Annotated in this window: 24 protein-coding genes and 1 tRNA gene; 12 read left to right on the forward strand and 13 right to left on the reverse strand. The window is 64.4% G+C overall.

Features of this window, described 5'->3' with window-relative positions:
* Positions 1-119: 119 nt before the first annotated feature.
* Positions 120-1049: a sulfide-dependent adenosine diphosphate thiazole synthase gene (locus EA462_RS09365; RefSeq protein WP_124178304.1), complete on the reverse strand. Its 930-nt coding sequence runs from the start codon at positions 1047-1049 to the stop codon at positions 120-122.
* 248 nt (positions 1050-1297) lie between these two features.
* Complete coding sequence (locus EA462_RS09370; RefSeq protein ID WP_124178305.1) at positions 1298-1735, reverse strand: cupredoxin domain-containing protein; 438 nt, start codon at positions 1733-1735, stop codon at positions 1298-1300.
* Between the two features lie 133 nt (positions 1736-1868).
* Here EA462_RS09370 and EA462_RS09375 point away from each other — a divergent pair, with 133 nt between their 5' ends.
* From EA462_RS09375 to EA462_RS09390, 4 genes are all read left to right on the forward strand, one after another.
* Entirely contained in the window at positions 1869-2594 is a 726-nt protein-coding gene (locus tag EA462_RS09375; RefSeq protein ID WP_124178306.1) for a protein sorting system archaetidylserine synthase, read from the forward strand.
* A 72-nt stretch (positions 2595-2666) separates the two neighbouring features.
* Positions 2667-4013 (forward strand): HEAT repeat domain-containing protein, encoded by a 1347-nt coding sequence (locus tag EA462_RS09380; protein WP_124178307.1) that lies wholly within the window; start codon positions 2667-2669, stop codon positions 4011-4013.
* 72 nt (positions 4014-4085) lie between these two features.
* Entirely contained in the window at positions 4086-4985 is a 900-nt protein-coding gene (locus EA462_RS09385; RefSeq protein ID WP_124178308.1) for a thiamine-phosphate synthase family protein, read from the forward strand.
* A gap of 52 nt (positions 4986-5037) precedes the next feature.
* Positions 5038-5727, forward strand: a complete 690-nt coding sequence (locus tag EA462_RS09390) for a class I SAM-dependent methyltransferase (protein ID WP_207891647.1) — start codon at positions 5038-5040, stop codon at positions 5725-5727.
* An 83-nt stretch (positions 5728-5810) separates the two neighbouring features.
* On the opposite strand, the gene EA462_RS09395 is transcribed toward EA462_RS09390, so the two are convergent.
* The gene (locus tag EA462_RS09395) at positions 5811-6224 is read right to left on the reverse strand and encodes an acyl-CoA thioesterase (protein WP_124178310.1); all 414 of its coding nucleotides are present in this window, start codon (positions 6222-6224) and stop codon (positions 5811-5813) included.
* A 94-nt stretch (positions 6225-6318) separates the two neighbouring features.
* Here EA462_RS09395 and EA462_RS09400 point away from each other — a divergent pair, with 94 nt between their 5' ends.
* The 3 genes from EA462_RS09400 to EA462_RS09410 all read left to right on the forward strand — a co-directional run bounded on the left by EA462_RS09400 (position 6319) and on the right by EA462_RS09410 (position 7929).
* A complete protein-coding gene (locus EA462_RS09400) occupies positions 6319-6597 on the forward strand; it encodes a ribonuclease P protein component 4 (RefSeq protein ID WP_124178311.1) in 279 nt (92 codons plus the stop codon).
* Positions 6598-6760: 163 nt separating this feature from the next.
* On the forward strand, positions 6761-7009 hold the full coding sequence (locus EA462_RS09405) for a YhbY family RNA-binding protein (RefSeq protein WP_124178312.1): 249 nt from the start codon (positions 6761-6763) through the stop codon (positions 7007-7009).
* Entirely contained in the window at positions 7006-7929 is a 924-nt protein-coding gene (locus EA462_RS09410) for a mechanosensitive ion channel family protein (protein WP_124178313.1), read from the forward strand. Before EA462_RS09405 ends, EA462_RS09410 begins: the two co-directional genes overlap by 4 nt.
* 138 nt (positions 7930-8067) lie before the next feature.
* On the opposite strand, the gene EA462_RS09415 is transcribed toward EA462_RS09410, so the two are convergent.
* The 5 genes from EA462_RS09415 to EA462_RS09435 all read right to left on the reverse strand — a co-directional run bounded on the left by EA462_RS09415 (position 8068) and on the right by EA462_RS09435 (position 14080).
* Positions 8068-8859: a LolA family protein gene (locus EA462_RS09415; protein ID WP_124178314.1), complete on the reverse strand. Its 792-nt coding sequence runs from the start codon at positions 8857-8859 to the stop codon at positions 8068-8070.
* 125 nt (positions 8860-8984) lie between these two features.
* Complete coding sequence (locus EA462_RS09420; RefSeq protein ID WP_124178315.1) at positions 8985-9782, reverse strand: endonuclease V; 798 nt, start codon at positions 9780-9782, stop codon at positions 8985-8987.
* Positions 9783-10072: 290 nt separating this feature from the next.
* Positions 10073-11026: a rhomboid family intramembrane serine protease gene (locus EA462_RS09425; protein WP_124178316.1), complete on the reverse strand. Its 954-nt coding sequence runs from the start codon at positions 11024-11026 to the stop codon at positions 10073-10075.
* A gap of 73 nt (positions 11027-11099) precedes the next feature.
* Positions 11100-12902: a glutamine--fructose-6-phosphate transaminase (isomerizing) gene (gene glmS, locus EA462_RS09430; RefSeq protein ID WP_124178317.1), complete on the reverse strand. Its 1803-nt coding sequence runs from the start codon at positions 12900-12902 to the stop codon at positions 11100-11102.
* Complete coding sequence (locus EA462_RS09435) at positions 12902-14080, reverse strand: sugar phosphate nucleotidyltransferase (protein WP_124178318.1); 1179 nt, start codon at positions 14078-14080, stop codon at positions 12902-12904. The genes glmS and EA462_RS09435 overlap by 1 nt, the downstream gene beginning before the upstream one ends.
* A 128-nt stretch (positions 14081-14208) precedes the next feature.
* Here EA462_RS09435 and EA462_RS09440 point away from each other — a divergent pair, with 128 nt between their 5' ends.
* The 3 genes from EA462_RS09440 to EA462_RS09450 all read left to right on the forward strand — a co-directional run bounded on the left by EA462_RS09440 (position 14209) and on the right by EA462_RS09450 (position 15453).
* The gene (locus tag EA462_RS09440) at positions 14209-14988 is read left to right on the forward strand and encodes a hypothetical protein (RefSeq protein WP_124178319.1); all 780 of its coding nucleotides are present in this window, start codon (positions 14209-14211) and stop codon (positions 14986-14988) included.
* A gap of 41 nt (positions 14989-15029) precedes the next feature.
* Positions 15030-15113, forward strand: a tRNA-Ser gene (locus EA462_RS09445).
* 133 nt (positions 15114-15246) lie between these two features.
* Entirely contained in the window at positions 15247-15453 is a 207-nt protein-coding gene (locus tag EA462_RS09450; RefSeq protein ID WP_124178320.1) for a hypothetical protein, read from the forward strand.
* A 119-nt stretch (positions 15454-15572) separates the two neighbouring features.
* Here the strand turns inward: EA462_RS09450 and EA462_RS09455 are convergent, their stop codons facing one another.
* The 5 genes from EA462_RS09455 to leuS all read right to left on the reverse strand — a co-directional run bounded on the left by EA462_RS09455 (position 15573) and on the right by leuS (position 20389).
* Positions 15573-16037 (reverse strand): hypothetical protein, encoded by a 465-nt coding sequence (locus EA462_RS09455; protein ID WP_243641389.1) that lies wholly within the window; start codon positions 16035-16037, stop codon positions 15573-15575.
* 30 nt (positions 16038-16067) lie between these two features.
* Positions 16068-16445 (reverse strand): cupin domain-containing protein, encoded by a 378-nt coding sequence (locus tag EA462_RS09460; protein WP_124178321.1) that lies wholly within the window; start codon positions 16443-16445, stop codon positions 16068-16070.
* A gap of 84 nt (positions 16446-16529) precedes the next feature.
* Complete coding sequence (locus EA462_RS09465) at positions 16530-17132, reverse strand: DUF420 domain-containing protein (RefSeq protein ID WP_124178322.1); 603 nt, start codon at positions 17130-17132, stop codon at positions 16530-16532.
* Positions 17133-17173: 41 nt separating this feature from the next.
* Positions 17174-17479, reverse strand: coding sequence for a HalOD1 output domain-containing protein (locus tag EA462_RS09470; RefSeq protein ID WP_124178323.1), 306 nt, complete (start codon positions 17477-17479; stop codon positions 17174-17176).
* 237 nt (positions 17480-17716) lie between these two features.
* Positions 17717-20389 carry a leucine--tRNA ligase gene (leuS, locus tag EA462_RS09475; RefSeq protein ID WP_124178324.1) on the reverse strand — a complete coding sequence of 891 codons (2673 nt, stop codon included), beginning with the start codon at positions 20387-20389 and terminating at the stop codon, positions 17717-17719.
* A gap of 169 nt (positions 20390-20558) precedes the next feature.
* On the opposite strand from leuS, the gene EA462_RS09480 reads away from it, so the two are divergent.
* Together EA462_RS09480 and EA462_RS09485 are read left to right on the forward strand one after the other, a co-directional pair.
* On the forward strand, positions 20559-20783 hold the full coding sequence (locus EA462_RS09480) for a DUF7123 family protein (RefSeq protein ID WP_124178325.1): 225 nt from the start codon (positions 20559-20561) through the stop codon (positions 20781-20783).
* Positions 20784-20883: 100 nt separating this feature from the next.
* Positions 20884-21324 carry an SRPBCC family protein gene (locus tag EA462_RS09485; protein ID WP_124178326.1) on the forward strand — a complete coding sequence of 147 codons (441 nt, stop codon included), beginning with the start codon at positions 20884-20886 and terminating at the stop codon, positions 21322-21324.
* Positions 21325-21327: the final 3 nt, after the last annotated feature.

A 21327-nucleotide genomic window follows, 5' to 3' on the forward strand; every position in this document is an offset into this window, starting at 1 on the left:
TCACTATCGATAGCGAGGAAGTATCGACTATCGGTCGAGACGCCGCCAGATAGCCCGATCATCCGTCACACCCGCGATCTGCGTACGGGTGTGGTGACACGTCGGTACGGCGGATCGTATCAGTCGTCAGCCGGCGCCGCGCGCGAGGTCAGCTCGACGGGATCGGCGTCGACCTCGAGTTCGTCGAGTGCGACCTGGGCGGCGCGTTTGCCCGAGACGAGCATGGCACCGAAGGTCGGCCCCATCCGCGGGAGACCGTACGTCGTCGCGGTCGCCATCCCGGTGGCGATGAGCCCGTCGTGGACGAGTCCGGTGTGCTCGACGACGGCGTCTTCTGACTTGCCGACCCACATCGAGTCGTGTCCGGGCGAGTCGTGACCGGGCGCGCCGTAGGTGTCGCCGTCGGTCTGATCCATGACCTGACCGCGCTCTCGAGCGTCCTGGACGCCCGGCGCGTCGAGGACGCCGCGTTCGTCGAGTTTGGTGATGGCCATCGCGTCGTGACCGGTGGCGTCGATGACGAGATTCGCCTCGACCGCGATCGGATCGACGCAGGTAATCTCGCGCGGGAGCGCGTGCACCGGCGTCCAGTTCATGACGATGCCCGACACCTTGTGGTCCTCGCGAATGACGATGTCGGTGAACTCCGTCATGTTCTGCATCTTCGCGCCCGCGTCGCAGGCGGCCTTGATGAGTCCGGAACAGGCCTCCGGTCCGTTGGCGACGAACAGTCCCTCGCTGTCCTGGGACCGCTTGTAGGAAACGTCGAGTTCGTCGAGGACCTGCTGGGCGGGGTCGCGAACGGTGACCTTGTTCATCAGGAAACCGCCGAGCCAGAAGCCGCCGCCGAGGTAATTGTTCTTTTCGACGACCATCACCTTCACGTCGCGCTCTGCGAGTTCCTTCGCGGCCGTCAGCCCCGACGGACCGCCGCCGACGATGATGACGTCCGAGTCCGAGAAATCCATGAACTCCTCGGTCCACTCCTGTCCGATCGCACGCGTTACGTCGGCTTCACCGACATCGCTGAACTTGTCGAAGTCGCTCATACAACTAGGTGGTAACATCCAGTAGTGAAAAGTCTGTCGCGATGCGACGGATAGACGAAATAGCCGTTAAAACGTCTGATGATCCACACGATGGTACTTTCCCGGTCACGGAGAGCGGTCTCGAATGGAGCGGTGGCCCGCCGATCCATCTCGAGTAAAGAAGTGGCTCATCGGCAGGTGTGAGTGACGCACAGCGGCTACGCTACCCCGCTCAGTGTTCCGGTTTCGGCGTCGATTCCGCCCGTTCTTTACTCGGTCACGATGACCGTTCCGTCCATTCCGCCTTTGATATGGGGTTCACAGAAGTAGCCGTACTCTCCCGGGAGTTCGAAGGTGTGTTCGTACGTTTCTCGAGTTCCAAGGCGACCGCCACGGCTCCGATGCCAGGCTTCGACCGCAGTGGCCTGATCCTCGTAGCCGCCGGTCGCGAAGTACTCCGCGCCGTCGGGAAGCGTTCGCTCGAAGGCCGTTACCGTGTGGTCGGCTCCGCTCGTATTCTTCCAGACGACGGTGTCACCGACGCTGACTTCGTATACGTCGGGAACGAACTCGTTTCGAGTCATCCCGATATCGCAGCCGTCGCCGCTACAGGGCTCGCCGTCGAGCACGCTGAGGAGGGATGTACAGCCCGCAATGCCGCTCGAGGCCGCGGTTCCGACGGCCGCGAGGTAGACGCGCCGGTGCATACCCGTCGGTTGGCAAGATCCGAATATAACCCCCGCGGTTCGTTCTCGGCCGGTCGGAAAGCGGATGCGATTTCGCGCGGAGGTCGTGGGGAAACGAAAACACGTAAGGTACCCGCCCGCCGAATCCGCGAACATGCTTCCGCGGTTCGTCGGGCGACTCGGCGTCGCCGACGCGGTGACGATCGCGAACGCCGCGCTGGGATTCGTCGCCGTCGTCGTCGCGTTCGTCGACATCGACCTCGCCGCCAGATTGATCCTGCTCGCCGCCGTCGCTGACGGACTGGACGGCATCCTTGCTCGCCGCTACGGCGGTACCGAGGCCGGCCCCTATCTCGACTCGCTCGCTGACGTCGCCTCCTTTGCGGTCGCGCCGGCCGTCCTCGCGTTCGTCGTCGTCACCGCCGGTCTCAACATCGGTTTCGAGACGGTGACGGCCGGGTTGCTCCTCGTGACGGCCGTCTGTGCGCTGTTCGTCGCGACGGCCGTCACCCGACTCGGCATGTACACGGCCTACGACGTCACCGGCAGCTACACCGAGGGCGTCCAGACCACGCTCGCGGCGACAATTCTCGGCGCGGCGATCCTCGCGGACGTCGCCGGACCGTGGCTCGTGCTCGCGATCACGGGTGCGTTCTGTTACCTGATGGTCTCGAGGATCGAGTATCCGGACCTGCTCGTTCGAGACGCGGCGATCATGGGCGTCGTCCACGTGCTCGCGGTTCTCGTCCCCGAGTTCGCGGCTCGCTCGTTTCCGTTCGCGCTGTTGATCCTCGGGATGGCGTACATGACGCTCAGTCCGTGGTTCTACTGGCGCGAGGGACCGGAGACGGGACGGGCGGGCGTGCATGGAAACGCTTAGGGCGATCCTGACACGACCGTTTCGTATGGACACTGTCACGCGTCGGCATCGTTTCGTACGGAGGGAACAGAGATGAGCGACGACGAGGCGAACGGTGACGGGTCAGCCGGCGACGAGCCCGCGGATTCGGAACAGCGAGACGTCGATCTCGAGGGGATTCGCGACCGACTCGAGGGGTTCCAGTCCGACCTGGAGGGACTGACTGCGGACCTCGAGGCGGCAGAAACCGAAGCCGACCTCGACGTCGTCGAGGCGGATATCGACGAGTTCCGTGCGGAAATCGAGGACGTCGAGGTTCCGGAGCCGCCGGAGACGGACGAGGACGAAGACGACGAGGACGACGAACAGACCCCCGAAGAAGCACTCGAAGAGACCTACGACGGGATCGAAAGCGACGTCTCGGACCTCGAGGACGACCTCGAGGATCAGCGCGGTCCCTACGCCGAAGACGTCGTCGACGAAATCGACGGCACGACGAGCACGATCACGGACACTCGCTGGACGACCGAGGGTGACGAGGAGCTGATCGAGGGCGTCGAAAGCTTCCTCGCGGACGTAACTGAGTTGCTCGACGAGTCCGTCTCGGTCGACGAGGGCGACGACGTTCCCGAGCGGCTGGCGGCGACGCTCGAGGAGTGTGCGGACGCGGTCGAAGCGGTCGACCTCGACGCGGACGAGGACGCGGCGACGATCGCCGGATTGCTCGAGGCGACTGACGATCTCGAGTCGGACGTCGACGAGGCGACCGCCTGGACCGACCTCGAGGTGCGCGAACAGCTCCGCCGGGAAGGGTTCTACGACGTCCTCGATCACGTCAAGGATTTCCCGCCGGAGTGGCACGCGCTCAAGGTCCACGAAAAGCGAGGAAACGTCGACATGATCCTGCTCGCCTACGAGAGTCTCGGGTCGGACTTCATGGAAGAACACTGTCTCGAGGCCTTAGAGCGAATGGGACCCGAGGAGGCGATGGAACCGATGCTCCAGAAGGCGAATCGTCGGGACACGACGGCGATGAGCATTCTGGGGAAGATCGGCGTCACGGACGAGGAGGTCGTCGAGACGCTTCTCGATTACGTCGATTCCAACCCCGACCTGCAGAAACCGGCGTTCAGAGCGCTGGGCGAGGTCGGTGCCGAGGACGCGGTCCAGCCGATCGCGAACCAACTCGAGGCGGACAATCCGGACGTTCGAAGCTGGGCGGCCCGCGCGCTCGGCCTGATCGGTGACACCCGCGCGATCGAACCGCTCTCTGACCGTCTCGAGACCGACGAGGAAGACCGGGTGCGAGCCAGTGCCGCCTGGGCGCTCAACCAGCTCGGAACGCAAACCGCCCTCGAGATCGTTGCCGAGTACGCAGACGATCGGGCGTATCTGGTTCAAGCCGAAGCCGAGCGAGCGGATCTCGAGCCGGTTGCGTAACGTTCGACCGATTTATCCGCGTCTCTCCAGCGATCAGTATTTCCCGCCGGGGCTCCTATCGCCACGTAACGAATGCAATTCGTCGAAGAGATCGTCGTCGACGAGTTCCTGCCGACCGTCCGGTCGATGCTCGCCACAGCGCTCCGCGAGCGAGGACTCACCCAGAGCGAGGTCGCCCAGGTTCTCGGAATCAGTCAGAGCGCCGTTTCGAAATACGCCCACGGCGACGTCACGACGAACGATCGCATCGCCGGAGACGAACGGATCGAGGCGCTGGTCGAGGAACTCGCTGACGGGCTGGCGTCGGGGGACGTCACGCCCGTCCGCGCGCTGATCGAGATCGAGGTGCTCGTTCGCGAACTCGAGACCGGCGGAGACGTTCTCGCCCAGCTTCACGAGGAGGCCGTGCCGGAACTCGCGGACCACGGCTCGAGTTTTCGCGTCCACGATCCGGAGAACGACCTCCGAACGAGCGAGCGCGTCCTCTCGTCGCTCCGGCGGGGGCTGCGCATCCTCGAGAACGCGAGCGGCTTCGCGTCGCTGATTCCGGCGGTCGGCTCGAACCTGGTCGCCTGTACGCCCGACGCCGACGACATCGACGACGTCGCCGGCGTTCCGGGTCGAATCTTCGACGTGAAAGGTCAGGCGACGGTGCCGACGGACCCCGAGTTCGGCGTTTCGGAACACGTCGCAACGATCCTGCTCGCGTCGCGTCGTCACGACGCGCCGGTCTCGGCGGCGATCAACATCGCCTACAGTCCCGAGTTACTCGACCGACTCGTCGAGTCGGGACACACGGCCGCCGAGTTCGACGAGTCGAACGACATCGTCTCGAGCGTCGGGGCGGCGGTCGAGAACGAGCCGGAGGCGACGGTGCTGTACCAGACCGGTCGGATGGGAATCGAGCCGCTGATCTACGTCCTCGGATCCGACGCGGAGTCGGTCGCTGACGACGTTCGGTCGCTGTTATAACGAACGGTTCGCACTCATGGCTTCGAACTCCCTTCTCACGACGGTCCGGTCGATGGCGACGGAGGATGCACAGGAGTTCTACGGCCGCTGGTCGGGGCTTTACGACGTAATCGCCAGACGAACGCCCGGGATTCCCCGCCTTCGACGACGGACGGCCGCGGCCTGCCGGCTCGAGCCCGGAGACACCGTCGTCGAGATGGGCTGTGGGACGGGGGCGAATCTGCCGTACCTGCGCGAGCGCGTCGGCCCCGAGGGAACCGTCGTCGGGATCGATTTCACCGGACCGGTACTCGAGCGAGCCCGCGAGGCCACCGCCGGCTACGACAACGTTCACGTCGTGAGAGGGGACGCGACTCGGTTACCGCTCGCCGCCTTTCCGGAAGGGACGACCGAGATAGACGCGATCCTCGCGACGTTCGTCGTCGGTATGCTCAGCGATCCCGCCGGAGCGGTCGACGACTGGTGCGATCTGGTTCGACCCGGTGGACACGTCGTCCTCGCGAACGCGGCCCGAAGCGACGCGTGGTACGCGCCGCCGGTGAACGCTGTCTTTCGAGCGATCGTCGTCCTCTCGACGCCACCGACGACGAAACTTCGCTACGAGAACGAACCGCACCTGCGACTCGACGAGAAAATCGACGCGGCACACGCGCGACTTCGCGATCGGTCGGTCGCGGTCGCGGACGAAACGCGCGTGTTCGGCGTCGTTCGGCTGACCGGCGGCCGCCTCCCAAAGCACTAGTCCGACCCGTCCACACGAAACGGCGACCCCGTCCGTCGGCTCGAGGTCGGAACTCCGCTCGTCGACTCGAGGGTGCCGTCGACTCACTCCGCCGCGGCGTCGAGGTTTTCCGACGTTTCGATCCGCGTTCGGACGTCGTCGGGAACCGGAGCCGGCTGAACCGTCTCGGGATCGACGTAGACCATCGTCGTCTCGGCGGTCGCCGCCACGTCGTCGTCGGTTCGGATTTCGTATCTCATCGTACAGCTCGTCTCCCCGAGTTCGGAGACCCAGGTCGCCACGGTCGGCTCGTCCGAGCGCGTGATGGGACGCTCGTAGCTGATCTCGAGATTCGCGACGACGTACGAGAGGTCCTGCGGTTTTTCCTCGAGAAGCGACTCGAAGTAATCGATCCGTGCGGTCTCGAGGTACGTCGCGTAGACGGCGTGGTTGACGTGGTTCAGCGTGTCGAGGTCGCGGTACCGGACGGGAACGTCGACGGTGAAAGGGTCGCTCACGTGTTGTCGACGGCGATTGAAACGGATGTACGCTCCGATTTCGAGGCTTCGGTTGGAACGCAACATCAATAGGTGGACCGACGAAAAACGGGGTATGGACGTCGCCGCCGAACGGATCGATCGGCTCCACGACCTGGCTCGAGCGGCGGCAGCGGCGGATGACGACGACCGAGCCAGAGAGTACGTCCGGCTCGCGCGTCGAATCGCGGAACGAAACCGACTGACGCTCCCGAGATCGTTCCGACGGTTTACCTGCGACTCCTGTGATTCGTACCTTCGGCCGGGGAAAAACGCACGCGTCAGGCTCCAGGACGGCCACGTCGTCGTGAGCTGTGACTGCGGTTCCCACGCCAGGTATCCATACGAGACGTAGCGGCCCCGTCGCCGTCGGTCGTCGGTTTGGGGAACTCTCCGTGTTTGGCCGCTCTCGGTTCTGGCCAGTTTCGGTTCGGGACACTCTCGAGGGACGACACCCACCTCCGGCCGGCGTTTCGATTCGCGAAGATTCAAATCACTCGGATTCCTTATCCAGGGTTATGGATCGAGAAGAGCGGATGCGGCGGGCACACGACCTCGACGTTACCGTCTGGGTCGGCAAGAGCGGAATCGAATCGGTCGTCGACGAACTCGACGATCAACTGACCAACGGCGATCTCGTGAAGGTGAAGTTCTTGCGTGCCGCCCGCGCCGGCAGTTCGACCGACGAAACGGCACAGGACCTCGCCGATCGAGTGAACGCCGACCTCGTCGATACCCGCGGCCACACCGCGGTTCTCTACCGATGAGCGCCGTCGCGACGCCCCTCCAGAACGGAGAACCGGGAGGGGATTCCGGCATCGTCGCGGGCGTACTCGAGGAGAGCCTCGGTGACGCGACGGTCGCTGCGACGGTCGAACGGCTGGTGCTGTTCGTCGTCGCCTTTCTCATCGTCTACGCCGTCGGTCGGTTCGTCGTGATTCCGCTGTTGAACCGGGCGTTCGACCGCCGGGACCTGGACCGTCACGCGCGGAGACCGCTGGTGAAGATCACGAAGTTCGGAATCCTGTTCGTCGCGCTCGCAGCAGCCTTCGGCGCGGCTGACTTCGGTAACTTCCTCGTCTCGCTGGCCGGCATCGCCGCCGCCGGTGCGCTCGCGGTCGGTCTGGCGATGCAAAACGTCATCAGGAACTTCGTCGCGGGCGTGTTCATCTACGTCGACAAGCCGTTCAAGATCGGGGACTGGATCGAGTGGGACGATCACGCGGGCGTCGTCGAGGACATCAGCCTCCGGGTGACCCGGGTCCGGACGTTCGACAACGAACTGCTGACCGTTCCGAACTCGGCGCTGACCGAGAACGTCCTCAAGAACCCCGTCGACGCCGACACGCTTCGACTGAAGTTCGTCTTCGGAATCGGATACGACGACGACATCGAGCGCGCGACGGAGATCATCGTCGAAGAAGGCGACCGCCATCCCGAAATCGTGGACGATCCCGGGCCGTCCGTTCGACTGACGGAACTCGGTGACTCCGACGTCGGCCTCCAGTCACGGTTCTGGATCGAAACCCCCTCGAGAGCCGACTTCGTCCGCATCAAAGGCGAGTACGTGACGGCAGTCAAAGAGCGCTTCGACGAGGAGGGAATCGACATTCCCTACCCCGTCCGGACCCTCGAGGGCGATCTCGCGGTCGAAAACGGGATCGAGACGGCCCAGGTTAGCGACTAGCGCTCGTCGATCGGCTGGCACGCTGGCGCTCGAGGTATGGGATATTCGTAAAACAGGTACTCACCGCTCGCACTCGAAGGACCAGTACCGGCGTGTTGGCCGCCGGTTCGCGAGCGGGATCGCGTTGCCGTTCACCGACTACTCGATCTCGTCGACCGTCACGTTCTCCGCGGGCTCGAACGCGAACGTTCCGTCCGGGAGGTCGTTGTTGAACGACACCTCCTCGAAGCGCTCGGTCATCGTCTTTCGCTCACCGTTCGGTCCCTCGAACACCAGCTCTTCTTTCAGCGGATACTCGTACTCCGCGTCGATCCAGATCGTCTGTTCGAGTGCGACGAGTTCGTCGGCCGGATCGACCGTCTCGAGCGCGTAGACGTACTCCGTATCGCCAACGAGGACCGAGATACCGTCCTCGACCACCTCGTCTTTCGCCTCGACCGTGAGGACGTACGTCTCCCGGTCCGCGACCGTCTCGGTTCCCAGATACTCGAGATCGTAGCGCTCGAGTTGTCGCTCGGCCTGGTCTGCACGCGCCGCCTCGACGGCCTCGTTTTCGTGGGGCTCGTCGACCTCGTAGACGCTCGCGGCGTTCGATTCCGGATCGTACCACCACGAGGCCGTCGCGTTCGAGACGTAGACGTCTCCGGCGGTGGCGGCCATCGAAGACTCGAGGACTTCGCTCCGGTACTCGACGTAGGGGCGCTCGACGACGGAGGCGACCTCGGTGACGGTTTCGTCGCCGTCCGTCACCGTCGTCGTCCGCTCGCCGCGGACGTCGACGAGGTCGTCGCCGTGGACGAAGGCGGCTTCGAACACCGTCTCCGGATCGGGTTCCGGATCGCTCGAGGGGACGTCGAGGACGGCACAGCCACCGAGGACGACGACCACCGCGAGCAGACAGAAAACGAGTGGCAATCGGCGGGCACCCATTGATCACAACCCGTGCAAGCGTCGTCCTAAGTTTTTCTATCCCACTTCCCAACCCGCTCCTGTCAGCCCTGGTCAGGGACCGATCCACCTGACCGGGATACGGATCGAAGCGGTGAACCGGCCGTCTACTCCTCGAGCGTCCGTTTCGCCTCGTCGGCGTAGGCGTCGGCCAGCCGGATCGGTTCGGGGAGTTTGTAGGTCGTCGCGAGTTCGAGCGCACCGTCGGCGGCCGTCTCGGGCCCGACCCGGTGGCCCGGGCTGACGTAGAGCGGATTGATGGCGCGGTCGGGCGAGTCGTACTGGCGCGTCTGGACCGCGTAGCCGAGTACCGTTCCCGCCGGAGCGTCGACCCGCGAGTTCGCGTCGATCGGAACGGTGGTTCCCGCCGGCAGATCGTCGACGTCCCCGCGTGGCTCACCACAGAGCAGGCTCTTTGCGATCCCGACGCTCGGCACGTCGAGGACGACGCCGATGTGAGTCGCGATCCCCGCCTGCCGGAAGTGGATACGCCCGCTGCCGTCGAACAGGAACAGGTCCGGCTCCGTCGAAAGTCCCTCGAGAGCCGCGAGGATCGGTCCGCCCTCGCGAAACGCCAGCAGCCCCGGAATGTAGGGTATCTCGAGCGGCGTCACGGCGTGGACGCGCTCGACGACCTCCCCGGCCTGCATCACCACGACGGCGCTCAACGCCCGTTCGCTCTCGAGGAGAAACGACTGATCGACGCCGGCGACGAGCGGTGGTTCCGGTCGGTCGCGGTCGCTCGAGGCCGCCTCGAGCGGATTCGAAAGCGAACCGACGGCGACGTCGTGATCGTCTTCGAAGATCGCGGCGGCGGCGATCTCGCGTTGCATGGCTTCCATCTCTTCGCGCTCGAGGTCGGCGTCGGGCTCGAGATCGGGACGTGGTGTTCGGGGCTGGCGCATCGGTCGTGCGCCGATACGAGGGCGATGAAAATCAGTTGGTGGGATCTGCTCGGTCCGACACCGTCGGACGGTGGCTGATCGACGGGGATACGTCGGTGTCGGTTACGTTTCGTCAGAAGTACGAAAACATACGCTTCGGCCGACGTCCTCCTATACTTCGAAGATCAAAGTAATTCACTTCGGATTTCAAAGTAACGGGTTCGAAGCGCGTCCAACGTAGTGGGTTCGAAGCACGCTCGAAATAACGGTTCGAAGAACGTGGCGTCCTCAAATCGGCACTCGAAGAGAACCTAGAACCGACGACGACCGCCGGGACCACCCGGACCGCCGGGACCGCCCGGGCCGCCACCGAGTTGGAACTGACTCGGTGCGCGGACGTTCTGGGTCCGTTTGACGTATTCACCGTAACCCAACCCGATAACCAGGCCGACGAGGTGGGCCATGTGAGCGACGTTTCCGCCGCCACCAGTTCCGATAAAGAAGACGCTGATGACGGCCGTTCCGGCCGTGAGCAGCCAGATCGGAACGGGGAGGACGAAATACAGGTAGACCTTGAGGCTCGGGTTCAGCACGGTGATGACGCCCATGATCGCGAGCGCCGCACCGCTCGCGCCGAGGACGCCGCCCGCGGCGGGAATCGCTCCGAGGCCCTGCGTGATCTGGATTCCGATCTGGGCGAGACCGGCGAGTGCACCGCTGACGACGAAGAGGATCGCGAACTTCTTCGAGCCGACGTAGCGCTCGACGAGCGGGCCGAAAAAGAAGATCACGATGCTGTTGAAGACGATGTGGAAGATGTTGATCGGGCTGTGTGCGAACACCGACGTGACCCAGGTCCAGACGTACTCCGGATTCTGTGGTGCGAGTACGAACAGGGCCCGGTGGAGGTTCGGAAAGCCGAACGCGCCGCCGACGGCGATCGCGATCCACTGCAACAAGAACGTGAGCCACATCAGCGCGAGGAACGTGTAGGTCATGTTCCCCCGGAAGTACGCGAGTGGCCCGCCAGGACCGGTATCGATCGGCAGTTTCTCGAGAACCCGCGAGGACGCCGAGGACCGGCCGCCGTTCTGGACGCTGTCGTCGAAGCCGCTGTCGAAGACGCCGTTCGGATCGTTCCAGTCTTTCAGGCCGGAACAGCCGTGATTCTCCGGGAGTCTGTGTTCAGCACAGTAGGTCCCGCCGCAGTGCCGACAGTTGTACGGCATGCTTTCGTCTTTCCCACACGCGTCGCACTTGGCCATTGGTCCGGGGTATGCGTGGCACTGCTAAGGGATTTGGGGTTCGCGATCCCACCTGGCCGTGGGACTCGCACCGTCACTCGACCGTCACGCTCTTCGCCAGGTTCCGCGGCTTGTCGATCGGTCGTCCGAGCAGGTCCGCCGTCCAGTACGCGAGCAGCTGTAGCTGAACGTTCGTCAGGATCGGAACGAGGTGTCGGTGGGTTTCCGGCACCTCGAGGACGTAATCCGCGACGGGTTCGACGGGAGCCGACGACGTCGTAACGGCCACGACGGGAGCGCCGCGCGCCTCCACTTCTCTGACGGTGCCGAGGGTTCTGTCGACGACGTCCTCGCTGCCGGTGACGAGCGCGACCACGGGTGTCCGGGGGGTCACCAGCGCGAGCGGGCCGTGTTTCAACTCGCCGGCGGCGAACCCCTCCGCGTGTTCGTACGTGATCTCTTTCATCTTCAGGGCCCCCTCGAGAGCGACGGGGTACTGGTACCGGCGGCCGACGAAGAAGTACGCGTCGGCGTCGACGATCTCTTCAGCAACGTGCCGGGCGCTCGAGGTGTCGAGGACGTGTTGAATCCTGGACGGAAGGTCGCGAAGCGCCCCGAGGAACGGCTGGGACTGGCGCTCGGCCAGAACCGAGGCGATCATCGCGAGCGTGACCTGCTGGCTGGCGAAGGACTTCGTGGCCGCGACGCTGATCTCGGGTCCGGCACGGATGTAGACGGCGGCGTCGCACTCCCTGGCCGCCGAGCTTCCGACGACGTTCGTCACGGCGAGCGTCGTCGCACCGGCCCGGTTCGCGGCTCTGAGCGCGCCGAGCGTGTCCGCCGTCTCGCCGCTCTGGGTGACGGCGACGACGAGCGTGTCGGGTTCGATCGGAATCGAGTCGGCGTCGTACTCGCTCGCGACGAACGGCTGGGCTGGAATCCCGTGTTCGCACAGGAGCGAGGCACCGTACTGCATCGCGTAAAACGACGTCCCACAGCCGACGAGCTGTACGCGATCCGTCCCGGAGCGGACGGAAGCGGGAAGCTCCGACAGCTCCAGTGAGCCGGCCATCTCCGTCACTCGCCCCCTCGTACACTGCCGAACGGCGCGTGGTTGCTCGTAGATCTCCTTTAGCATATAGTGGTCGTAGCCGCTTTTCCCGACGTCCGCCGGATCCCAGTCGATCGATTCGACGGTGGGATCGACGAGCGAACCGTTGCCGTCGGTGACGGCGACGTTCCCGGGAGTGAGTCGAACGAACTGTCCGTCCTCGAGATAGATCACCCGATCCGTGTGCTCGATGAACGCCGGCACGTCACTCGCCAGGTAGCGTTCTTTTTCCCCCAGGCCGACCACCAGCGGGGATTGTCTTCGCGAGGCGTAGATCGCGTCCGAATCCGCAACGACGGCGGCGATCGCGTAACTCCCCTCGAGCCGGTCGAGCGCCCGTTCGAACGCCGCTTCGGGCTCGGCTCCGTCGTCGAGGAACACCCGCATCAGGTGGGGGACCACTTCGGTGTCGGTTTCACTTTCGAATCGGTGTCCCGCCTCGACGAGTTCCGCCCGGAGCGCGTCCGCGTTCGAGATGATACCGTTGTGAACCACCGCGACTCGACCCTCACAGTCGGTGTGTGGATGTGCGTTTTCGTGGGACGGGGAGCCGTGCGTGCTCCAGCGGGTGTGTCCGATGCCGACGGCTCCGTTGAACTCCCGGTCAGCGAGCGAGTTCTCGAGCGCCGAGAGCTCGCCGGATCTCTTGTGGACGTCGAGCGTCGAGTTGGCGACCGCGATACCGGCCGAATCGTAGCCGCGGTACTCGAGTCGCTCGAGCCCGTCGAGCAGGACCTCCTGCGCCGGCTGTCGTCCGGAGCCGACGTACCCGATGATTCCGCACATCAGTGGCCGACCTCCGTTCGTCCGGTGTTGCGTCCGCTGACGATCGAGCCGGTTCGAACGACGGCATCCGAACCGACGATCGAACCCGGCGCGTATCGCGTTGCTCCGCGGTCCTCGACGCGATCGCCGAAGAGCGCACCGAGACGACGATCCTCGAAAATCCGGTCCCCGATACGTACGTCGCCCGGACCGCCGGGGACGACCGTTCCGGCCCCGATGTGGACGCCGCGTCCGATGACGCAGTCTAGGAGCGTCGCGCCCTGGCCGACTCGCACGTCAGCGTCGACGACGCACCGCTCGACGACGGCGTTCGAGCCGACCGTCGTATTCGCACCGAGACAGACGTCGGGTCCGACGACCGCTCCCGCCCCGATTTCGCAGCCCGGTGCGGCGACGATCGGCGGCCTGAGCGCCGCCGACTCGTGGACCCGCGTCGACGTGAGATCCACGTCGTCGACTCGCGAATCGGTTTCGACGATCAGGTCAGCGACTTCGAGCAGATCCCACGGATAGGTCGCGTCCGCCCAGAAGCCGTCCGATTCGACGCCGACGACGGAGTCGCCCGACTCGATCTGTCCCTCAATCGCGTCGACGATCAAGTGCTCTCCCGCCCGCGGCGTCGCTCGTCTGATAGCGTCGAAAACCGTCTGATCGAACGCGTAGACGCCCGAGTTGAGTCGATACTCCCGATCGTCTCGGGGAGCTTCGACGATTTCGGAGATGGTCCCGTTATCTGTCAACACGCCACCGTACTCACCGATATCGCTCCGTCGCAGGAGTCCGATCGTCGTGACGGCACGGCTCGCGGCGTGTCTCTCGAGGACGTCGCGAACGATGCGATTGTCGATGACCTGGTCGCCGTTGACGAGGAGAAACGATCCGTCGACGTGTGGCTCGGCCGGGAGGACCGCGTGACCGGTTCCGAGTTGCTTCTCCTGGACGGCGTACGTGAGCGGGACGTCGCGGTACGATGGGCCGAAGTGAGACTGGACGTCGGTTCGTTTGTACCCGACGACGACCACGATGGACGTGATCCCCGCGTCGATCAGCGCGTCGAAGACGTACTCGAGAATGGGACGAACTCCCGCGGGAAGCATCGGCTTCGGACGGTGTCGCGTAAGCGGTCGAAGCCGCTTTCCCTCCCCAGCGGCGAGGACGACGGCCGTTCGATCGGACATGGCAGTACGGCCCATGGCGACCACCATAAAGCACCACCCGGAAGCCTCGAGCGGGAACGTGATCGTCGACCGCCGCCAGCGGACGAGAAAGCGTCGCGTTCAAGGGGCGGGGCGGCGGACTGTCGGCCATGATCGTGGTTGTTCCCGTCGCTCCGCCGCGAACGGACCTCGCCTGCGCTTCGCTGGTCGAGACGACGCCGTTGACCGACGCCCAGGCTGTCGCCCTCTACGAGGCCGCCGTCACCGACGTCCTCCGCGCTGCCGCGGCAAGCGGTGGCGACCTGCTGGTGAACTATCGCGACGAGGGAACGATTCCCGACGGGGTCGGCGGAACCGGTGGAGCGAAAACCGACGAGGCCGGCGGATCGACCGCCGATCCGGAGGACGAGGTTCGCACCCTCGTCGGGGACGCGTTAGAGAGCGTCGAGGACGTCCGATTCGAGCGACAGGTCGGCTCGAGTCACGCGGCGCGGATCGGAAACACCGTGACGCACCTGCTCGAGCGCGAGGATGCGGGAACCGTCGGCGTTCTGGAGCCGACGGCACCGCTGGTCGGGCGCTCCGAGATCGACAGCGCGTCGATGTCGCTTCGCCGCTACGATGCGGTTCTCGGTCCGTCGTCCGGTGGCCGAGTCTACTTCGCCGGATTCTGCGACCCGATCGACTTCACCGACGCGTACGCGACGCCGTCGCTCGCGACGCTCGCGAGGGGGGTCGAAGCCGCAGGTCTGAATCTCGGCTTCGCACCCGTCGTCCCGACCATCGCGACGGAGTCGGGGCTCTGTGCGACGATCGCCGCGCTCGAGGCTCGCCGGATCGCCGGTCGTCCGGGTGCTACCGCGACCGGACGCGCCGTCGACGAGCTGGGGCTGACAGTCGGAGGGGATGGACGACTCGAGCGCGAGTAGACCGATAACCCTTTTTGAACGCGCCGGGAACGGGTAGACGAGGTGGGGTGGCAGAGCGGCCCAACGCGCCTGCCTTGAGAGCAGGTGGCTGTCAAGCCTCATGGGTTCAAATCCCATCCCCACCGTTTTCCACCGATCGATCGGTTTTTCCGGCGAGCACGAGCGACGAGCGAAGCGAGATTCCGCCGACGAACTCGAGACTCCGGCTAGCGCCGAGAACGGGAAAACCTATGTGGGTCCGATCGACAGCGGAGTGCAATGGACGAGAACAGAACCGTCGTCGACATACTCGAGCGGGTTCGCGAGTCGCGTCGACACAGGCGGTGTCCCGATTGCGAGGAGGTCTGCGTGATCCGCGGGTTCAGAGGAGAGTACCGCTGGGAGTGTTCGAACTGTGAGAGCCTCGGAATCGGATACGCGACTCGAGCCGCCGCACTGGACGGGATCCGAAACCGACGCGGATAGTCCGTATCTGCGGTGGCAGTGAGATAGATCGTTGATATTGACGTCAGCGTCAGCAAGAACGGTTCGAATGCGAGAGTGCGCGACTGCCACGAACGCCGGCGACCCTCCCGCCGAGCTAGTCATCGAAGGGCGTTCAACACGTCCTCCGGAGCGTCCTCGAGATCGTCCGGGAGCCGACGAATGTCCCAGGCGACGTCGGTCACGATGTGGACGTAGAGGACGACACCGGTGATGAGCCCGAGCGGAGTCGATTCGACGGCGACGACGGAAACGACCGCGACGGTGATCAGGAGGTGGCTCAGCAGTCGCGAGAGAAGACCGACGTCGCCCCGGTCGAAGAGACGGTCCTGATCGACGACGGCGGCGCTCGGATGTGTAACGCAAAATCGGAGTGCGTTCCAGTCACCCGTCCTGAGACGGGCGATGACGAAGTGGTCGAGGTCGATGAAAACGCCGATAGCGGTTCCGTAGGCGACGACGATACCGAGCGGGACGACGACGCCACCGACGTCGATCGGCGGGAGGAAGAAGACCAGAATTGCCGTCACGACGAGCGACGTGACGGCGTGGTGTCTCGAGTACATCGGTGGAGAGTCCGGAGCGTGGGGATCGCGCTAGCCGGCGAAACCGGTGAGCAGCCATTCGCCACCCTCGTCGTCGTCGTCACCGATGCTCGGTGCGCTCACGAGGACGAACGCGCTCTCTTCGTCGCCGTTTTGGATCTGGCGGGTCGACTCGGGCGGGATCCAGAGCGCGTCTCCCGTCTCCATCTCGATCGGATCCTCGTCGACGACGACCGTCGCCTCGCCTTCGATCAGGACGTAGACTTCCTCGTGATCGTTGTCGGCGTGGTCGTGAGACTGACTCATCCAGCCGGGGTCACACCGGGCGACCGTCACGCCGACGCGTTCGGTCTCGAGCGGATCGCTGAGAAAGTGCATCGCGCTCGAGACCTGATCGACGTCTTCGTAGTTCACCTTTCGGTAGGACATACGGACCCATTCGATGGGATAACAGTAAAACTACGCGTTCCGCGGGGGCCCAGCGGAACCGAGTCGACCGTTTCGTCGACGAGCCTAGAGCAGCGGAGCGACGACCGCGCTGAACTCGTACTCGTAGACGTGATTGAGCAACAGATAGGTGACGATTCCGAGAGCCAGACTCAGGATCCACGACCCGGCGGCGACGCGTCCGATTCGAGCGTGTGGCGTCCGTCGAAGTTCGTTCGGCGTGTGCGTGATGCCGAGAATCAGCGCGTAGAGAACGACGGGGACGGCCACGATCGAGAGGACGATGTGAATCGCCAGCATGACGAGATACGCGTAGTAGACGGAATCGGGGCCGACGAACAGCTTTTCGCCCCCGCCACCGACCCTGATCAGGTAGACGACCAGAAAGAGGAGGATCAACGCGAACGCGCTCGTCATCGCCAGTCGATGCCTGTCGACCTGGTCGGTTCGGATCCAGTACCAGCCGGCGACGAGCAACGCAAGCGTGAGGGAGTTGATCACCGCAATGGCGTGGGTAAAGAGCGTTATCTGTGGGTTCGTCAGATCCGGATAGATGGGTAACTCGAGGAGGAACGTCCCGATGACCAGCGCGTAGCCGACGATCGTCAACGCGATCGTTACGCCGAGGGGACGCTCTCGAAGTCGTCGTCTCGCACCCGCGGTTTCCATATCTGATTCTCGGAGAGACGCCGTATCTGTCTTACTGTTCGCTACGAATCTTCGAACCCTTCGAGTCCGGACCGCGGCTCCACCGTCACCGAGCCGTTCGGTTCGACCAGAATCCGATAGCCACAGTAGACGAACGAAACGGTGCCGCCGGATCGGTGCCGTCCATCGGGTCGATCCGCGAACAGCGAATCGAGCGCGTCCGGATCGATAACCGAGTTGAGCGGTTCGTACTCGGGTGGACAAAGCGCATCGGTCGGCACACCTTCGGCGCTGGCGACGGCTTCGACGACTGCGTGACTGGCCGATCGCTGTGTCCGTTCGTCGACGTCATTGCCGCCGCGCTCCATGTGTCCCGGCACTTTCGAATCCGATCGAATAAACCTGTCCTTCCGGGCCCATCGTTCGGCAGTTTCGCCACTCGAAACCTTCGATATCGAAGGGTTGGGTTATCGACGGAGTGTCACAACGGATCGAAACGAACGAGTCGCTCGAGTGCGACCCTCTCGTACGGTCCGTTATGATTCTTTACCGGTGATAGCTGTCCCGTCCGAGCGATCGCCGGTAAAACGGGACAACGATCCGTATCAGTCGATCCGTATCGCGGGCTTTCCGGGCCGTGCCTTCTCGCCCAGCGCTTCGTCATCCGCTGGCCGGCGGACGACGACGTCGGCGTCGAACTCGTCGACGATCAGCCACTGCGCCTGCTCTAAAAGCCGCCGCTCCTCGTCGGCATCGAGCCGATTGGGCGGACTCGCCCGCTCGCGACGGCCGAGGAGTTCGCCAACGGCCGCCGCGACCGTCTCGCGCTCGAGCGATTCGTCCACCTCGAGAACTCGATCGACGAGCGCTGAGACGTCGACGTCCGACGACTCCTGTTCGTCGAGCAGGTTCCTGATACGGTACTTCCACTCCGGTGCGATCACCAGTTCGATCCGTTCGGGCTCGTCGATGGCGGCAACGTCGACGATATCGCGGACGTCACCGAGCGTGGTTTCGACGAGTCGCCGCTCGAGAGAGCGGTTCGTGACGTCGGTTTCCGGCTCGGGCCAGTCGGCTTCGACGACCAGTCCCTCCCCTCGGAGCTTGTTCCACAGCTCCTCTCCGAGATGCGGAGCCATCGGTGAGAGCATGGCTGCAAGGGAAAGCAGCCCGCGGCGATAGACTCCCCCGTGGGGACTGTCGTACTCCCGATATCGACGAAGGAGCCGCGCGAGTTCTTGGATCTCGGTCGCCGCGCGGTGAAACCGAAACCGCTCGTACTCGTCGGTCACCACAGCGATCGTCCGATCGATCTCTCGCTCGACGTACGCGTCGTGGCTGCGTTTTTCGACGCGAGTGTCCGTCTCGCCGATGAATCCGGTCGCCATCCGATACAGGGTTTGCTGGAGGTCGTAGACGCCACGGACGTTGTTCGCGGTCCACTCGAAGTCCTGTTCCGGATGCGCCGCCGAGAGGACGAACAGTCGCGTCGTCTCCGCACCGTACTCGTCGGGAGCGACCACGTTCCCTTTCGACGTGGACATCTTCTCGCCGTCGTAGAGCACCGTCCCCTGACTGACGAGTCGATCGACGGGTTCGCGGTGCTCGAGCAGGCCGAGGTCCGCAAGCGCTCGCGTCATGAATCGGATGTAGAGCAGGTGCAAGATCGCGTGTTCGTCGCCGCCGACGTAGACGTCGATTGGGAGCCACTCGTTGGCACGCTCGGTGTCGAACGGCGCGTCCTCGAGATCCGGCGAGAGAAACCGAAGGAAGTACCACGAGGAATCGACGAACGTGTCCATCGTGTCCGTCTCCCGTCGTGCGGGTTCACCACACTCAGGGCAGTCCGTGCGACGAAACGAGTCGTGTTCCTCCAGGGGGTTCCCCGTCGTTCGGACGAACTCCGGCAACTCCACGGGGAGATCCTCGTCGGGAACGAGGACGTGTCCGCAGTCCTCGCAGTGGACGACCGGAATCGGCGTCCCCCAGTACCGCTGGCGCGAGATCAGCCAGTCCCGGAGCCGATAGGTCACGTCAGACTCGATCGTCGCGTGATCCGCCACCAGTCGCTCCCGCGCCCGCTCGCTCTCGAGACCGTCGTACTCGCCACTTCCCACGAGCGTTCCCTCACCGACGTACGGCGACGACCCGTCCGCAGATTCGTCGGACGTCTCGTCGTCGGGGACGATTACGCGCTCGACCGGAAGATCGTGCTCGAGCGCGAAGCCGTGGTCGCGTTCGTTGTGACCGGGAACGCCCATGACGGCACCCGTTCCGACGTCCTCGAGGACGTAGCCGGCGACGTAAACCGGGAGCCGCTCGCCGGTAATCGGATGGACTGCCGTCGCCTCGGTCCGGACGCCCGAGAAGCCGACCTCGTCGGGCCCCCGCTCGCGAACCGTCTCGAGGTAGCCCGCGACGTCTTCGTTCCCGTCCGCCAGCTCCCGGGCCAGCTCGTGTCCCGGCGAGAGCGCGAGGTAGCTCACGCCGTAGACCGTCTCGGGACGGGTGCTGAACACGTCGACGGAGTCGGGCGCACTCGTCACCGCCGGCGTCGACACCTCGAAGCTGATTCTGGCACCCTCCTGGCGACCGATCCAGTTTCGCTGGATCTCCCGAACGCCGTCCGGCCACCCCTCTAGGTCGTCCAGCCCGCTCGCCAGCTCCTCGGCGTAGTCGGTGATCGTAAAGAACCACTGATCGAGTTCTCGACGGTCGACCGGCGTTTCACACCGCCAGCAGACGCGGCTTCCGACCTCGCGCTCTTCGACCTGCGCGTCGGCAAGCACCGTCTCACAGTCCGGACACCAGTTGACCGTCGCAGCCTCGTACTCGACGAGTCCCGCCTCGTAGAGTCGCGTGAACAGCCACTGGTTCCACCGGTAGTAGTCGGGCTCACAGGTGGTGACTTCTCGAGACCAGTCGTAGCCAAAGCCCATCGTCTCGAGTTCCTCGCGCATCCGACGGATACACGCCTGCGTCCACGACTCCGGATCGCTCGCCCGCTCGTGGGCCGCGTTTTCCGCCGGGAGACCAAAGGCGTCCCATCCCATCGGATGGAGAACGTCGTCGCCACGCATTCGTCGGTATCTGGCGTACGCATCCGATATCGCGTAGTTGCGAACGTGGCCCATGTGAAGCGTTCCGGAGGTGTACGGAAACATTCCGAGGACGTACGTCGGATCGTCCGCGTCCTCGGGAAGCTCGTAGACGTCGTCTCGCTCCCAGACGTACTGCCAGAACTCCTGTACCTGCGCGTGATCGTAATAACTCGACATTGGCACCCGTTGCCCAACACTGGGCGTGCCGGCTATATCATTGTTCGGCCGCGAGCGAAGCGGGCTCGCCCACTCGAGGAGGGACGTCGTCCCCGTTACGCGGCCCAGAACGGACCGTTGCCCTGAAAAACAGTTAAGGCTCTGAACACCCTATAGCGTGGTACGGACGATGACCGACTATTCCGACGAAGAGCAACGGATTCTCTCGTATCTCCGCGAGAACGCCGCCCGCGGTGAGCGGTACTTCCGAGCGAAGAATATCGCGAAATCGATCGGACTCTCGTCGAAGCAGGTAGGCGTCCGTCTCCCACACCTCGCTGAAAAATCGGACGACGTCGATATCGAGAAGTGGGGACGCGCCCGCTCGACGACGTGGAAAGTCACCATTAGCTGAGTACGCCATCCGATCGCTGGTCGGGAACGAACCCTCGTTCTCGAGGAAGCCGCGTCCAGGGTCCACCGCCTTTTTACCCGCCACCGACTCAGATAGAGCCATGACTGTACGGGTCGACCGTTCGTTCGAGCTTCGGGCCTCGCCCGAGCGGGTCTGGGAGTTCATCGCCGATCCCGCGAACCGCGCCCGGGCGATCAGTGTGGTAGATCGATACACGACTACCGGTCCGGATGGGCGTGAGACGACGTGGCACGTCGAGCTACCGATCCCGTTCGTTCGGCGGACCGTCGCCGTCGAAACCGAGGACGTCGTTCGGCGGCCGCCGGAGTACGTTAAGTTCGTCGGCAGATCGAACGTCCTAAAGGTCACGGGTGAACACCGAGTCAGCGAAACGGCGACCGGCGCTCGTCTCGAGAACCACTTCGTCGTCGACGGCAAACTCCCCGGCGTCGAGACGTTCTTCAAGCGCAACCTCGACGACGAACTCGAGAACCTGCGACGGGCTCTCGAGCGCGACCTGCGGACGGCCGAGGAGGACTGACGC

The organism is Natrarchaeobius halalkaliphilus, from assembly GCF_003841485.1.
Taxonomy (GTDB): Archaea; Halobacteriota; Halobacteria; order Halobacteriales; family Natrialbaceae; genus Natrarchaeobius; species Natrarchaeobius halalkaliphilus.

Bases quoted from the DNA above. Each gene is read 5' to 3' on its own strand.
- EA462_RS09365 (WP_124178304.1), bottom strand. From the start codon at position 1,049: ATGAGCGACTTCGACAAGTTCAGCGATGTCGGTGAAGCCGACGTAACG.
- EA462_RS09370 (WP_124178305.1), bottom strand. From the start codon at position 1,735: ATGCACCGGCGCGTCTACCTCGCGGCCGTCGGAACCGCGGCCTCGAGC.
- EA462_RS09375 (WP_124178306.1), top strand. From the start codon at position 1,869: ATGCTTCCGCGGTTCGTCGGGCGACTCGGCGTCGCCGACGCGGTGACG.
- EA462_RS09380 (WP_124178307.1), top strand. From the start codon at position 2,667: ATGAGCGACGACGAGGCGAACGGTGACGGGTCAGCCGGCGACGAGCCC.
- EA462_RS09385 (WP_124178308.1), top strand. From the start codon at position 4,086: ATGCAATTCGTCGAAGAGATCGTCGTCGACGAGTTCCTGCCGACCGTC.
- EA462_RS09390 (WP_207891647.1), top strand. From the start codon at position 5,038: ATGGCGACGGAGGATGCACAGGAGTTCTACGGCCGCTGGTCGGGGCTT.
- EA462_RS09400 (WP_124178311.1), top strand. From the start codon at position 6,319: ATGGACGTCGCCGCCGAACGGATCGATCGGCTCCACGACCTGGCTCGA.
- EA462_RS09405 (WP_124178312.1), top strand. From the start codon at position 6,761: ATGGATCGAGAAGAGCGGATGCGGCGGGCACACGACCTCGACGTTACC.
- EA462_RS09410 (WP_124178313.1), top strand. From the start codon at position 7,006: ATGAGCGCCGTCGCGACGCCCCTCCAGAACGGAGAACCGGGAGGGGAT.
- EA462_RS09415 (WP_124178314.1), bottom strand. From the start codon at position 8,859: ATGGGTGCCCGCCGATTGCCACTCGTTTTCTGTCTGCTCGCGGTGGTC.
- EA462_RS09420 (WP_124178315.1), bottom strand. From the start codon at position 9,782: ATGCGCCAGCCCCGAACACCACGTCCCGATCTCGAGCCCGACGCCGAC.
- EA462_RS09425 (WP_124178316.1), bottom strand. From the start codon at position 11,026: ATGGCCAAGTGCGACGCGTGTGGGAAAGACGAAAGCATGCCGTACAAC.
- glmS (WP_124178317.1), bottom strand. From the start codon at position 12,902: ATGTGCGGAATCATCGGGTACGTCGGCTCCGGACGACAGCCGGCGCAG.
- EA462_RS09435 (WP_124178318.1), bottom strand. From the start codon at position 14,080: ATGTCCGATCGAACGGCCGTCGTCCTCGCCGCTGGGGAGGGAAAGCGG.
- EA462_RS09440 (WP_124178319.1), top strand. From the start codon at position 14,209: ATGATCGTGGTTGTTCCCGTCGCTCCGCCGCGAACGGACCTCGCCTGC.
- EA462_RS09450 (WP_124178320.1), top strand. From the start codon at position 15,247: ATGGACGAGAACAGAACCGTCGTCGACATACTCGAGCGGGTTCGCGAG.
- EA462_RS09455 (WP_243641389.1), bottom strand. From the start codon at position 16,037: ATGTACTCGAGACACCACGCCGTCACGTCGCTCGTCGTGACGGCAATT.
- EA462_RS09460 (WP_124178321.1), bottom strand. From the start codon at position 16,445: ATGTCCTACCGAAAGGTGAACTACGAAGACGTCGATCAGGTCTCGAGC.
- EA462_RS09465 (WP_124178322.1), bottom strand. From the start codon at position 17,132: ATGGAAACCGCGGGTGCGAGACGACGACTTCGAGAGCGTCCCCTCGGC.
- EA462_RS09470 (WP_124178323.1), bottom strand. From the start codon at position 17,479: ATGGAGCGCGGCGGCAATGACGTCGACGAACGGACACAGCGATCGGCC.
- leuS (WP_124178324.1), bottom strand. From the start codon at position 20,389: ATGTCGAGTTATTACGATCACGCGCAGGTACAGGAGTTCTGGCAGTAC.
- EA462_RS09480 (WP_124178325.1), top strand. From the start codon at position 20,559: ATGACCGACTATTCCGACGAAGAGCAACGGATTCTCTCGTATCTCCGC.
- EA462_RS09485 (WP_124178326.1), top strand. From the start codon at position 20,884: ATGACTGTACGGGTCGACCGTTCGTTCGAGCTTCGGGCCTCGCCCGAG.